The sequence below is a fragment of the Sphaerisporangium sp. B11E5 genome (genome assembly GCF_039871875.1).
GTDB lineage: Bacteria > Actinomycetota > Actinomycetes > Streptosporangiales > Streptosporangiaceae > Sphaerisporangium.
Genome location: NZ_JBDPMD010000010.1, coordinates 1 through 12610, shown reverse-complemented (window position 1 = coordinate 12610; position 12610 = coordinate 1). Strand labels below are relative to the sequence as shown.

11 protein-coding genes and 1 pseudogene are annotated in these 12610 nt (G+C 71.7%); 8 read left to right on the top strand and 4 right to left on the bottom strand.

Annotation, left to right across the window (positions count from 1 at the left end; all coding sequences use genetic code 11):
- The first annotated feature begins 21 nt into the window (after nucleotides 1–21).
- The gene (locus ABGB17_RS12540; RefSeq protein WP_347628729.1) at nucleotides 22–768 is read left to right on the top strand and encodes a cobalamin biosynthesis protein; all 747 of its coding nucleotides are present in this window, start codon (nucleotides 22–24) and stop codon (nucleotides 766–768) included.
- Nucleotides 653–2116, top strand: a complete 1464-nt coding sequence (locus ABGB17_RS12535) for a cobyric acid synthase (protein ID WP_347628728.1) — start codon at nucleotides 653–655, stop codon at nucleotides 2114–2116. Before ABGB17_RS12540 ends, ABGB17_RS12535 begins: the two co-directional genes overlap by 116 nt.
- Here ABGB17_RS12535 and ABGB17_RS12530 read toward each other — a convergent pair.
- Nucleotides 2113–2706: a dihydrofolate reductase family protein gene (locus tag ABGB17_RS12530; RefSeq protein WP_347628726.1), complete on the bottom strand. Its 594-nt coding sequence runs from the start codon at nucleotides 2704–2706 to the stop codon at nucleotides 2113–2115. The two genes, ABGB17_RS12535 and ABGB17_RS12530, sit on opposite strands and share 4 nt — an antisense overlap.
- Nucleotides 2707–2819: 113 nt before the next feature.
- Here ABGB17_RS12530 and ABGB17_RS12525 point away from each other — a divergent pair, with 113 nt between their 5' ends.
- A complete protein-coding gene (locus tag ABGB17_RS12525) occupies nucleotides 2820–3191 on the top strand; it encodes a DCC1-like thiol-disulfide oxidoreductase family protein (RefSeq protein ID WP_347628724.1) in 372 nt (123 codons plus the stop codon).
- A 16-nt stretch (nucleotides 3192–3207) separates the two neighbouring features.
- On the opposite strand, the gene ABGB17_RS12520 is transcribed toward ABGB17_RS12525, so the two are convergent.
- Complete coding sequence (locus ABGB17_RS12520; RefSeq protein WP_347628723.1) at nucleotides 3208–3933, bottom strand: dienelactone hydrolase family protein; 726 nt, start codon at nucleotides 3931–3933, stop codon at nucleotides 3208–3210.
- 169 nt (nucleotides 3934–4102) lie between these two features.
- Here ABGB17_RS12520 and ABGB17_RS12515 point away from each other — a divergent pair, with 169 nt between their 5' ends.
- From ABGB17_RS12515 to ABGB17_RS12500, 4 genes are all read left to right on the top strand, one after another.
- Entirely contained in the window at nucleotides 4103–5008 is a 906-nt protein-coding gene (locus ABGB17_RS12515) for an ABC transporter ATP-binding protein (RefSeq protein WP_347628721.1), read from the top strand.
- Complete coding sequence (locus tag ABGB17_RS12510; RefSeq protein WP_347628719.1) at nucleotides 4989–5789, top strand: ABC transporter permease subunit; 801 nt, start codon at nucleotides 4989–4991, stop codon at nucleotides 5787–5789. Before ABGB17_RS12515 ends, ABGB17_RS12510 begins: the two co-directional genes overlap by 20 nt.
- Nucleotides 5789–6862 (top strand): helix-turn-helix domain-containing protein, encoded by a 1074-nt coding sequence (locus ABGB17_RS12505; protein ID WP_347628717.1) that lies wholly within the window; start codon nucleotides 5789–5791, stop codon nucleotides 6860–6862. The genes ABGB17_RS12510 and ABGB17_RS12505 overlap by 1 nt, the downstream gene beginning before the upstream one ends.
- A gap of 104 nt (nucleotides 6863–6966) precedes the next feature.
- Nucleotides 6967–7710 (top strand): SHOCT domain-containing protein, encoded by a 744-nt coding sequence (locus ABGB17_RS12500; RefSeq protein WP_347628715.1) that lies wholly within the window; start codon nucleotides 6967–6969, stop codon nucleotides 7708–7710.
- Between the two features lie 174 nt (nucleotides 7711–7884).
- Here ABGB17_RS12500 and ABGB17_RS12495 read toward each other — a convergent pair whose 3' ends face one another.
- A complete protein-coding gene (locus ABGB17_RS12495; RefSeq protein ID WP_347628713.1) occupies nucleotides 7885–8847 on the bottom strand; it encodes a quinone oxidoreductase in 963 nt (320 codons plus the stop codon).
- A 246-nt stretch (nucleotides 8848–9093) separates the two neighbouring features.
- On the opposite strand from ABGB17_RS12495, the gene ABGB17_RS12490 reads away from it, so the two are divergent.
- Nucleotides 9094–11502: a GH1 family beta-glucosidase gene (locus tag ABGB17_RS12490; protein ID WP_347628711.1), complete on the top strand. Its 2409-nt coding sequence runs from the start codon at nucleotides 9094–9096 to the stop codon at nucleotides 11500–11502.
- Between the two features lie 22 nt (nucleotides 11503–11524).
- Here the strand turns inward: ABGB17_RS12490 and ABGB17_RS12485 are convergent.
- Nucleotides 11525–12610: pseudogene (locus ABGB17_RS12485) on the bottom strand (hypothetical protein); the annotation flags it as partial.

Sequence of the window (12610 nt, the reverse complement as noted above, 5' to 3'; positions counted from 1 at the left end):
AACGTTCGTCCGGGTTAGCGGGTGATCTCGGGGAGGACGTTCGTGCGTGGGCTGGGGATTTTGCTGGGGGTTGTGGCGGATGCTGTGTTCGGGGATCCGGAGGGGGCCGGGCATCCGGTGGCGGTGTTCGGGCGGTTCGCGGGGTGGGTGGAGAAGCGGGTTTATGGGCGGGCTCGGGGGCGGGGGGTTGTTCATGTGGTGGTGTGTGTCGGGGTGGCGGGGGGTGTGGGGGTTGTGGCGGAGCGGGTGACCCGGGGGAGTGTGGTGGGGCGTACCGCTGTTACGGCTGTGGCCACGTGGGCGGTGCTTGGGGGGTCTTCTCTTGTTCGGGAAGGGCTTTTTATGGCTCGGTTCCTGGAGGGTGGGGATTTGGAGGGGGCTCGGGGGCGGTTGCCGCATTTGTGTGGGCGGGATCCTTCTGGGTTGGGGCGGAAGGGAGTGGGAGCCTCCTGGCGGATGTCAGGCACTGGTGGCGGCTGTTGGGTGCTCGGTGTTCAGGCATCGGATGCTGGTGGTGGACGGTGGACGGTGGACGGTGGACGGTGGACGTTGAGGTGTCGGGTGCTGGTGGTGGACGTTGGGCCTGAGGGGGGAGGGTGTTGGGGGTTTGGGGGTCTGGCATGGTTGGGGGGTGATCAGAGGGGCGTTGTTGGTGGCGGGGACTACATCCGATGCGGGGAAGAGTGTGGTTACGGCGGGGGTTTGCCGGTGGTTGGCGCGGCTTGGGGTTCGGGTGGCGCCGTTCAAGGCGCAGAACATGTCGCTTAATTCGTTTGTCACTGCGGATGGGGCGGAGATCGGGCGGGCGCAGGTGGCGCAGGCTTGGGCGGCGGGGGTGGAGCCTTCGGCGGACATGAATCCGGTTCTGCTGAAGCCGGGTGGGGAGCGGCGGAGCCAGGTCGTGGTGTTGGGGAAGCCGCTGGCTGAGGTGGACGCGTTGGAGTACGGGGCTTACAAGGATCGGTTGCGTGAGGTGGCGCTGGAGTCCTATCGGCGGTTGCGGGACTCGTTCGACGTGGTGATCTGTGAGGGGGCGGGGAGTCCGGCGGAGATCAATCTGCGGCGGGGGGACATCGCGAACATGGGGCTGGCGCGGGCGGCCGGTCTCCCGGTTGTCGTGGTGGGGGACATCGACCGGGGTGGGGTGTTCGCGGCGCTCTACGGGACGGTGGGGCTGCTGGAGGCGGGCGACCAGGCGTTGGTGAGCGGATTCCTGATCAACAAGTTCCGGGGGGCGGCGGAGTTGCTGGCGCCGGGGGTGGACATGATCGAGCGGCTGACGGGCCGGAGGGTGTACGGGGTGCTGCCCTGGCTGGACGGGTTGTGGCTCGATCTGGAGGACTCGCTGGCGTTGGACAACCGGCCGGAGGCGGTGGGGGCGGGGCTGCGGGTCGTGGTGGTGCGGTATCCGCGGATCTCGAACTTCACGGATGTGGACGCGCTGGCGGCGGAGCCGGGGGTGAGTGTGCGGTTCGTGTCGCGGGCCGCGGATGCGCGGGAGGTCGCGGAGGCGGATCTGGTGGTGCTGCCGGGGTCACGGGCCACGGTCAGTGACCTGGAGTGGTTGCGGCGTACGGGGCTGGCCGACGTGGTTCGGGAGCGCAGGGGGCCGGTGCTCGGGGTCTGCGGGGGGTACCAGATGCTGGGCCACACGATCGTGGACGAGGTGGAGTCCAGGGCGGGGCGGGTGGCGGGGCTGGGGATGTTGCCGGTGGCCGTCGAGTTCGCGGCGGGGAAGACGCTCGGCCGGCCGGTGGGGACGGCGTACGGGTGCCCGGTGGCGGCGTACGAGATCCATCACGGGATCGTGACGGTGACGGGGGAGGCGGAGCCGTTCCTCGACGGGTGCCGCGCCGGGGACGTGTGGGGGACGACGTGGCATGGCGCGCTGGAGAACGACGACTTCCGGAGAGCGTTCCTCGCCGATGTGGCGGCCAGGGCGGGACGGGAGTTCACGCCGGCGCCTGGGGTGTCGTTCGCGGCGTTGCGGGAGCGGCAGTTCGACGCGCTCGCCGACCTGATCGAGGACCACGTGGACACCGCGGGGCTGCTGGAGCTGATCGAGAAGGGAGCCCCGGCGGGGTTGCCGGTGCTGGCGCCGGGGGGAGCGGTCTAGAGGCGGTACTTGATGTGGGTGGCCAGCGGGGAGTCCACCACGCGGACGACGCTCATCGAAGCCGCGGGGACGTGGTCGAACAGGCGGATGCCTGCGCCGAGCAGTACCGGCGCCAGGTGGATCTGCATCTCGTTCACCAGGCCGGCGGCGAGGGCCTGCTGCGCGATGGCCGCGCCGCCGCCGATGCTGACGTCCTTGTCGCCGGCCGCCGCCACGGCCTTGGCGACGGCGCTCGCTATGCCGTCGGTGACGAAGGTGAAGCTGGTGTCACCTTTGACGATGCCGTCCTGGCCGCGGTGGGTGAGCACGAAGCACGGGACGGCGAACGGCGGGTCGTCGCCCCAGCCCTGGACGATGTCGTACATGCGGCGGCCGATCACGAAGGCCCCCATCGTGGAGAAGAGCTCATCGAGGATATCGCGGTCGGGGGAGGACGCGGTACCGAGCGGGCCGTCGTAGTGCCAGGGGCCGCCGAACACCCAGTGGTGGAGTGCTTCGCCGCCTTCCCCCAGCTCGCGGCCGATCTCGTCGCCCGGGCCGGTGACGTAGCCGTCCAGGGACATCGATATGTCGAGAATCACGTTCGGCATGAGTTCTCCCTGCCGGGTCGGCGGTCCGTGACAAACGGTACCGATGTGTAGGGTCTCCTGATTGCGGAAGGTAGGGATCAGACCGGGTTCACGGCATATGAAGGGCTACGAGAATGCTTCTCGTCTACGACGGCGACTGCGGTTTCTGCCGGATGTGCCTGGATCTCGCACGCAAGCACCTGCCGTACATGCCGAGGGTCTCCGCCTGGCAGGGGCTCGACCTCACCCGGCACGGGCTGACCATCGCCCAGGTCAACGAATCTGTCCAGCTTCTCGGCCCGGACGGTCTGCGTGCCCACGGTGCCCGCGCCGTCGGCGTCCTGCTGGCCGTGCAGCCGTCCCCGCTTTGGCGGATCCTCGGCCGTATCACCCTGACACCGCCCCTCAGCTGGGGGGCCGAATTCCTCTACCGTCTTGTCGCCCGTTACCGGCACCGCCTCCCCGGCGGCACGGGTGACGGCACCTGTGGCATCGACGCCAAGTGACCCACCGGTCAGCAGATCACTCCGCTACGGGAAGGCACTCGGTGAGCAGGGCGACGATGTCGCGCCAGGCTCGCTGCGCGTGCCGCGGGTGGTAGCCGACGCCGGGGAGCACGGTGTGGTCGACCGGCGGGTGGTGGAAGGCGTGCAGGGCGCCGCCGTAGACCACGAGGCGCCAGTCGACGCCCGCGGCCTGCATCTCGGCGGTGAACGCGTCCCGTTGCGCGGGTGGCATGATCGGGTCTTCCGACCCGACCCCGGCCCACACCGGGCAGCGGATGCGTGCCGCCTCGCCCGGCCGGCCCGTCAGCAGTGCGTTGACTGTCCCGATCGCGCGCAGGTCGGCGCCGTCACGGCCGAGTTCCAGCCCGATGGCGCCCCCGGTGCCGTAGCCGATGACGGCGATCCGGCCGGGGTCGGTCCGCGGTTCGGCGCGCAACACGTCGAGCGCCGCGTGGCCGATGTCCCGCATCCGGTCGGGGTCGGCGAGCAGCGGCATGCAACGGGCCAGCATCTCCTCGGGGTCGGTGAGCCGGCGTCCGCCGTGGATGTCGAAGGCCAGCGCCACGTATCCCAGCTCGGCGAGCGCGTCGGCCCGGCGGCGCTCGACGTCGCCGAGCCCCGGCCCCTCCGGCCCGACCAGGACCGCGGGCCGGCGGTCGGCACCGGCCGGGAGCGCGAGGTGTCCGATCATCGTCAGGCCGTCGGCCGGGTACTCGACCGTGCGCGTTGTGATCGTCGTCATGAGGCTGGACTGTAGTGATCGCCGGCCACGGCCGGGCCGGTGTTCACCGCCGGCGGAGTGCCGGAGGACTCGTCCGTCGATGGTTGCCGGATCCGGGAAGCGAACACCCCGCCAAGTGTGCGGAACCGGTGATGTCACCGGGAGCCCGGGAAGCGCCACCATTCTCGGCATGACAGCAGTGGTGGAGACCGAGGGACTGACGAAGTTCTACGGGGCGCGCCGAGGGCTGGAGGATCTCACGATGGAGATCCGGCCAGGGGAGGTGTTCGGTTACCTCGGGCCGAACGGGTCCGGGAAGACGACCACGATCCGGCTGCTCCTGGATGTGATCCGGCCGACCAGGGGCGTGGTCAGGGTGCTCGGGGCGGATCCGCGGGACGCGGGGACCAGGGCCAGGATCGGGTACCTGCCGGGGGAGCTGGCGCTGGAAGGCAGGGAGAAGGCGGGGGAGTATCTGCGCTTCCTGGCGGGGGTGCGGGGTGGGGTCGGGCGGAACAGGATCGACGAGCTGGCCGAGCGGCTGGAGGCGGACCTGTCCGTGAGGATGGGGCAGCTCTCCAAGGGGAACCGGCAGAAGGTCGGCCTGATCCAGGCGTTCATGCACGAACCGGAGTTCCTCATCCTGGACGAGCCCACCAGCGGGCTGGATCCCCTCGTGCAGCAGGAGTTCCTCGCCATGGTGCGGGAGGCCCGCACGTCGGGACGTACGGTGCTCATGTCGTCGCACGTCCTCGCCGAGGTGGAGCACGTCTCCGACCGGGTCGGCATCGTCAGGAAGGGGCGTCTCGTCGCGGTGGAGGACGTCGCCGCGCTGAGGGAGAAGGCGGTCAGAAGGGTGGAGTTCCACTTCGACGCGCCGGTCCCCGAGGACGCGTTCCGCGACCTGCCGGGGGTGCGGGACCTGAAGGTCGAGGGCGCCGGCGTGAGCTGCACCATCGACGGCCGCCCGGACGCGCTGGTCAAGGCGGCGGCGAGGTTCACCGTCGTGCACATGGTCAGTGCCGAGCCGGACCTGGAGGAGATCTTCCTCACCTACTACAGCGAGGAGGAGCACCATGCCCACGCTCATGCGTAAGACCCTGCGCGACTACCGCCGTGCCCTGATCGGCTGGACCGTCGGCATCTGCGCGTTCGCCGGTGGCTACACCTCGTTCTTCCCGCAGATCCGCGCCAACCCGGACCTGTACTCGCAGGCCGCCATGACGAAGTACCCCGACGGCATCCGCAGGCTGCTCGGTGGCCTGGAGGACATCACCAGCGGCGCCGGTTTCCTCCAGGCGATCATCTACCAGTTCTTCCTGCCTCTGTTGTTCATCATGTGCGCGGTCGCCGTCGCCAACCGGGCGATCGCCGCGCCGGAGGAGTCGGGCACGCTGGAGCTGACCCTCACCCTGCCGATCTCCCGCAGCCGGCTGCTCCTGGAGCGGTACGCGGCCTTGGCGCTGGCCTTGTTCGCCGTGGCCGTGGTGTCGTTCCTGGTCGTCCTGCTGGCCGCGAGCGCGGTGGATCTCGGCGTCCCGGTGGGCCGCATCCTGGCGGCGCACCTCGGGCTGTTCCTGCTGGTGCTGCTGTTCGGCACCCTGACGCTCACCGTGGGGGCGATCACGGGCCGCAAGGCGCTGGCGCTGGCCGTCACGGGCGGGTACGCGGTCGCGAGTTACGTCGTGAACGCCCTGGCCAAGGACGTGCAGGTCATGGACTGGCTGAGCCGGCTCTCGCCGTTCCGTTACTACAGTGAGGGCACCCCGCTGTTCAGCGGCGTACCGGTGGTCGACTACCTCGTGCTGCTCGCCGGTACCCTCGTCCTGGCCATGACCGCCGTCCTCTCCTTCGACCGGCGTGATGTAGGAGTCTGATGAACGTTCTCGCTCAGGTGAGCGAGGCGACCGGGGTGCCCGCCGATCTTCTCGGCGGGTACCCCGCGGTTCTGGAGGCGGCTTCCGCGACCGGCCGCCTGCCCGCCAGGGACGCCATCGAGGAGTTACGCGCGCGTGGGGCGTCCGCCGCCGAGCGCGGCGTGCCGATGCGTGCCCTCGTGGACGCCTGCCTGCTCACCGCCGAGCTCACCCTGCGTTCCGCCGACGCCGCCACGCTCGGGGCGTTGCGCCGCGCGGTCGCGGCGTACGCCGAGGGGTACGAGGGGGCGCAGCACCGGGCTCTGCGCGAGGAGGAGACGGCCCGGCGGTCGTTCATCGACGACCTGCTGCAGGGGCGCGCGGACCGGCTGGCCGAGCGGGCCGAGCACTTCGGCCTGCGGCTCGCCGAGCCGTACGTGGTGGCCGTCGCCAGGGACGCCAAGCCGGTCGCGGACGGCGACCCGCTGATCCGCCACGTCGAGCAGGCGCTGGTCACGCGGTTCGGCTCCCACAACATCCTGGTCGCGGCCAGGGACGGCCTGCTGGTGTGCGTGGTGCCGGGCGCGCTGACCGCCGCGACCGGGGAGTTCACCCACCATGTACGGTCCGCGCTGGCCTCGGACTGGCGGGTCGGGGTGGGGCGGCCGCACCGCGGCCCCGGCGGGGTGGTGACGTCGTACCGCGAGGCCGCCGACGCGATCAGGCTGGGTGACCGGCTGGGGTTGCGCCCCCAGGTGCTCAGAGCCGCCGACCTGCTGGTCTTCCCGGTGCTGCTGCGCGACCGTGAGGCCATCGAGGATCTGGTGACGACGGTGCTCGATCCGCTGGCGCGGGCGAGGGGCGGTCCTGAGCCGCTGCTGGAGACCCTGGAGGCGGTGTTCGCGGCGCAGGGCAACCAGACGGCCGCGGCGCGCCGGCTCGGCATCAGCCCCCGCGCGGTGACGTACCGGCTGGAGCGGGTCCGCCGTCTCACCGGTTTCTCGCCCGACGACCCGACGCAGCGGTTCACGCTGGAGACCGCGGTGATGGGGGCGCGGCTGATCGGCTGGCCGCCGGAGCCCACGACGTCATGACACTTTCGATCAACCGGTTGGTCGAACTATTCGTGGAAAAAGGGATGGATTATCAAATCAGATAGTACGTTCCTTAACTTGGGACGGTGACCTACCATACGGGCGTGATCACCCCCCGCCGATTGGTCCGGAAGTCATTGGGAACGCTGCTCGGACTGGGCGGCCTGGCCTGCTGCATGACGTTGCTGTTCCTCGGCTCGCGCGCCGTGATGAACATCGGCGGCAGTTGCGGCTCCGGCGGGCCGTACGTGGTGGCCACACCTTGCCCCGACGGCATCGCCTGGATCATGCCGGTGTCGATCTTCGGCGGCATCGCGGCGCTCGGCGTGTACGTCGCCGGCGCGCTGCCGGTGGGGCCGAGGCTGACACCGCTGGCCTGGCCCGCGTTGTTCCTCAGCCTGGGCTACGCCTTCCTGGAGTCGGCGGCGTCGGGGCCCGGCATCGAGTGGGGGTTCATGATCTGCGCGATCGTGTTCCTCTTCATGGGCGGCGCCCCGCTGGCGTTCCTGTTCAACCGCCAGGCGCTGCGGTCGGTGTTCTGGGGTACGGCGCCGCAGGTCGTGCCGCCGTCGCCCGGCCCTGGCGGGGTGCGCTGGACGACCACGGTGACGCTGCCCGGCGAGCAGGACATGCCCTCTCCGCGGGACGCACCGCCGCCGCAGGACGCGCCGGTACGCCCGCCGTCGCGGTTCGTCGAGCTGCGCCCGCAGGACGTGGCGTCCTCGGCCGGCGGCGACCTGGTGGGCCAGCTCGAACGGCTGTCCGCGCTGCACCGCACGGGGCGCCTGGACGACGCGGAGTACGCCGCCGCCAAGGCGCGCCTGCTGAACGGCTCCGGGGGAAGGTGACAACGATGAGGAACGAGACCGCCCTGCGCGTGTGGTCCATCGTGCTGCACGTGGTGGCGCTCGCCGGGGGCATCTACCTCGGCGTCGTGCTGTACGGCATGGCGACCTCCTGACCGCCCGTCGCGGCGCGGTGGCGGCCTGGCGAGGGCGGCCGCCACCGCGCCACGATCACGCTCACGGGATGAGCAGCAGCTTGCCCGTGGTGCGGCGGCCCTCCAGGTCCTCGTGCGCCCGGGCCGCGTCGGCCAGCGGGTAACGCCCGGAGACGTGCACCTTCAGCGCCCCCGACTCCACCCAGCCGAGCACGTCGCCGGCGCGCCACAGCAGCTCGTCGCGGGTGGCGGTGTAGTGGGCGAGGGTGGGCCGGGTCAGGAACAGCGACCCGCCCTGGTTGAGCCGCTGCGGGTCGAACGCCGCCACGGGGCCGCTCGCCGCGCCGTACAGCGCCAGCATGCCGCGCACCCGCAGGGCGGAAAGGCTGCCGTCGAAGGTGGCCGCGCCGACGCCGTCGTACACCACGTGCACGCCCTTGCCGCCGGTCAGCTCGCGGGCCTTGTCGGCGAAGCCGTCGTAGCGCAGCACGTCGTCGGCGCCGGCCTCGCGGGCCAGCTTCTCCTTCTCCTCGGTGGAGACGGTGCCGATCACCCGTGCGCCGCGCAGCTTCACCATCTGGGTGAGCAGCAGGCCCATACCACCGGCCGCGGCGTGCACGAGCACGTCGTCCCCAGATCTCACCTCGTACAGCGAGTGGGTGAGGTAGTGCGCGGTGAGGCCCTGCAGCAGGACGGCCGCCGCGAGGTCGAACGGCACGTGCTCCGGCAGCGGGATGGCCTTGTCCGCCGGGATCACGGCCTTCTCCGCGTAGCCGCCGAGCACGCTGACCCAGCCCACCCGGTCGCCGGCGGCCACGTCCTCCACGCCGGGGCCCACGGCGGACACCGTGCCGGCGCCCTCCGAGCCCACGGTGAACGGCGTCGGCAGGGGATAGCGGCCCTCACGGTGGTAGATGTCGGTGAAGTTGACGCCCGCCGCCGCGACATCGATCACGATCTCGCCGGGGCCGGGGGACGGGTCGGGCACTTCCCTGTATTCGAGTGCGGACCGCCCGCCTGGGCTTGAGACGACGATGGCATGCATGGCGCTGGGCTCCTTCTCGATCGGGGCCGGGATCTCCCCTCGTGGCCAACCCCGCCCATCGGAACGTTGTTCCCCGCGCACCGGGTTGCTCCACAGTCCCGGCGGAGGTCCGCGAGTTGTCCACAGGGCACTCTCGCGGCCTGCCCGGGGCCTCATTCGTCGTGTACAACGATGGTGAGAACGCCCGGAAGGGCGGGGCGGCACCGGCGCCGTCCCACGGGCGGGAGCCAGAGGAGCTGCAGGACGATGACCGCCACCACCATGGCCGCGCGCGGGAAGACCCTCGTCTTTCCCGAAGGTTTCGTCTGGGGGGCGGCCACCGCCGCCTACCAGGTGGAGGGTGCCGTGGACGCGGACGGCCGCGGTCCCTCGATCTGGGACGTCTTCGGCCGGCGGCAGGGCGCCATCATGGAGGGCCATACCGGCGACACCGCGTGCGACCACTACCACCGGTACGCCGAGGACATCGCGCTGATGGACCGCCTCGACCTCATGGCGTACCGCTTCTCGGTGTCCTGGCCGCGCGTGATGCCCACCGGCGCGGGGGCCGTCAACGCCGCCGGGCTCGACTTCTACGAGCGCCTGGTGGACGGCCTGCTCGCCGCCGGCATCACGCCGTACATCACGCTGTACCACTGGGACCTTCCGCAGGCCCTGGAGGACGCCGGGGGCTGGACGTCCCGGGACACCGCGTACCGCCTCGCCGACTTCGCGCGCGTCGTGCACAAGCGTCTCGGCGACCGGGTCGGCACATGGATGACCGTCAACGAGCCGTGGGTGTCCGCGTTCGTCGGGTACGGCATCGGCGCCCACGCCCCCGGCCGCACGTCCACGGCGGACGCCTTCCGCGCCGCGCACCACCTGCTGCTCGGGCACGGCCTGGCGGCCCAGGCGCTGCGCGCCGGAGGGGCCGAGAACGTCGGGCTGATGCTCAACCTCGCCCCGGTGATGACGCCGGGGCAGGTGAACGACCCCGGGCTCGTGCCGCCCCCCAAGGACGCCGAGGCGGTGGAGCGGGTGGACGCGCTGCTCAACCGGCAGTTCCTCGACCCGGCGCTGCGCGGGGAGTACCCGGTGAGCCTCCTGCCGGTCATCGAGCGCACCGCCGGGCTCGGGCACATCCACGACCGCGACCTCGCCACCATCAACCAGCCCGTCGAGCTGCTCGGCATCAACTACTACACCCCGTGCGTGGTCCGCTCCGGCCCCGGTGAGCCCGCCAACGCCGCCTATCCCGGCACCGAGGACATCGAGTTCTGCGGGGCTTACGCGCCGACCACCGCCATGGGGTGGCCCATCGTGCCGACCGGCCTGTCCCGGCTGCTGGAGCGCCTGACCCACGACCACCCCGGGGTGGGCCTGCTCGTCACCGAGAACGGCGCCGCGTTCGACGACGTGGTCACCGAGGACCGCGTGCGCGACACCGACCGCATCGCCTACCTCGACGCCCACCTGCGCGCCGCGTACGACGCCATCCAGGCCGGGGCCGACCTGCGCGGCTACCTCGTCTGGTCGCTGCTGGACAACTTCGAGTGGGCCGAGGGGTACACCAAGCGGTTCGGGCTCGTGCACGTCGACTACGCCACCCAGCGGCGGCTGCCGAAGGACAGCGCGGTGTGGTACCGCGACGTGATCCGGCGCAACGGCCTGCACACCGAGCGCGCCCGGCGTCCCACGCTGGAGGCGGTCGCGGCACGGGCCGGGGTGTCCCGCTCCACCGTGTCCCGGGTCATCAACGGCGAGGCCACGGTCAGCGAGGAGTTCCGCGCCACCGTCATGCAGGCGGTGGACGAGCTCGGGTACGTCCCCAACTCCGCCGCCCGCAGCCTCGTCACCGAACGCACCGACGGCGTCGCCCTGATCGTCCCCGACGCCCCGTGGACCCGCGGCGAGGACCCCGCGTTCTCCGTGGTCGTCCGCGCCGCCGGCCACGCCCTGGAGGAAGCCGGCAAACACGTCACCCTCGTCCTCGCGGGCTCCACCCGCAGCCGCCAGCGCGCCGAGCGCTACGTGGCCGGCGGCCAGGTGGACGGCGCCGTCCTCCTCCACGGCCCCGCGGGCGACCCGTTGCGCGCCACCCTGCTCCGCACCGGCGTCCCCGTGGTCGCCCTCGGCCGCTCCGCGTCCCCCGGCGCCATGCCCTACGTGGACGCCGACAACACCGGCGGCGCGGTGACCGCCGTCCGCCATCTGCTCTCCACAGGCCGCCGCCGGATCGCCATGATCGGCGGCCCTCTGGACAGCGTCGCCGCCCAGGACCGCCTCGCCGGCTACCGGCGAACCCTCAAGGAGACCGACCGCCGTCCCATGATCGCCTTAGGCTCCTTCACCAGGGCCTCCGGCGCCGAAGCCATGCGCCGCCTCCTGGACGACGACCCCGACCTGGACGCCGTCTTCGCCGCCAACGACCTGATGGCCATCGGCGCGATGAGCGTCCTCCACGAATCGGGCCGGAAGATCCCCGAGGACGTCGCGGTGATCGGCTTCGACGACACAGACGCCGCCACCTTCACCATCCCCCCGCTGACCACCATCCGCACCTCGATGCAGGACCAGGCCCGGGCCGCCATCCGCCTCCTGCTCCGCCACATAGAAGGCGGCCCGGTGAGCTCCGTCATCCTCCCCACCGACCTGGTCGTCCGTTCCTCCGCCTGAGCCGGTGGAGAGGGTTCGGGTGTCAGGGAGAGGAGGCCGGGCCGGCGGGGCCCTGCACGGTGAAGTCGTCGAAGGAGGTCTTGAGAGCGGTGCCTGATTTGTCCGGCGGGACTCTGGCGAGGAGGCCGACGTCGCCGTTGGGGAGAGGGGAGGGGTCGGTGTAGGAGTGGAGTTCCCGGCCGTTGATCCACATCGTCAGGCGGAGGCCCTCGGAGGTCGCGGCGCATTCCGCTTGGAGGAGAGATGACGGGGTCAGGTCCTGGACGGGGGCCGGGGCGGTCAGGTTGCCACCGGCGCCCTTGGTCACGCGGCGGATCCTGGCTTGGCCTCGGCCGTCCACCAGGAACTCGTAGCGGCTCTGGTGGTACTCCTTGTCGGCCCGGCAGAACAGGCCGTATTCGCCGTCCTGGCGGGGCTGGCGGGTGCTGACGGTGACGCTGAGGAGGAGGCGGTCGGGGGTGGTCGGGGTGGGCGTGGCCGACGGGTCCGGGGTGGCCGGTTGCTCGGGGACGTAGGGGATGGGGGCCTTCTCGGCGCGTTCGGGGGAGTCGCCTTGGACGTCTATGGCGTAGTAGCCGTCGGGGGCGTAGCCGTACTTGCCGTACTGGTCGCCGGTGTACTTGCTGCCGCCCCAGCCGGTGCCGCTCTGGGCGAAGTCGTCGCGGTAGAGGTACGCCAGGTCCGTCGGCGGGCCGGACGGGGCGAGCAGGGCCCGTACTCCGAAACCGGCCGCGATCGCCAGCACCACCCCCGCGGCCGCGATGCCGATCAGCCGTGCCCGCCGCCTGCCTCCGGCGTCGGCGCGACCACCGGGTCCGGGTCCCGCCACGGTCGGCGTGCCTCCGTGAGCGGGGGGAGCTCCGTGGGCCGTCGGGGTGCCGTGGGCCGTCGGGGTGCCGCCGGGGTAGGTGGGGGCCGCTCCGCGGAGGGCCGGGGTCTGTCCCGCGGCGGCGGGGTCGTACCCGGAGGCGGCGTGCCGTTGGGTGGGGTCGCTGGGGTGGCGGGCAGCGGTGTGTCCGGAGTAGGGAGCGGTGGAGGATGGGCCGGCGGTGTGTCCCGAGTAGGGAGCGGTGGGAGGCGGGCCGGTGGGGTGTGCGGAGTATGGGGC

Coding starts and splice junctions, on each gene's coding strand:
- ABGB17_RS12495 (WP_347628713.1), bottom strand. CDS start 8,847: ATGCATGCCATCGTCGTCTCAAGCCCAGGCGGGCGGTCCGCACTCGAA.
- ABGB17_RS12525 (WP_347628724.1), top strand. CDS start 2,820: ATGCTTCTCGTCTACGACGGCGACTGCGGTTTCTGCCGGATGTGCCTG.
- ABGB17_RS12515 (WP_347628721.1), top strand. CDS start 4,103: ATGACAGCAGTGGTGGAGACCGAGGGACTGACGAAGTTCTACGGGGCG.
- ABGB17_RS12505 (WP_347628717.1), top strand. CDS start 5,789: ATGAACGTTCTCGCTCAGGTGAGCGAGGCGACCGGGGTGCCCGCCGAT.
- ABGB17_RS12520 (WP_347628723.1), bottom strand. CDS start 3,933: ATGACGACGATCACAACGCGCACGGTCGAGTACCCGGCCGACGGCCTG.
- ABGB17_RS12530 (WP_347628726.1), bottom strand. CDS start 2,706: ATGCCGAACGTGATTCTCGACATATCGATGTCCCTGGACGGCTACGTC.
- ABGB17_RS12510 (WP_347628719.1), top strand. CDS start 4,989: ATGCCCACGCTCATGCGTAAGACCCTGCGCGACTACCGCCGTGCCCTG.
- ABGB17_RS12490 (WP_347628711.1), top strand. CDS start 9,094: ATGACCGCCACCACCATGGCCGCGCGCGGGAAGACCCTCGTCTTTCCC.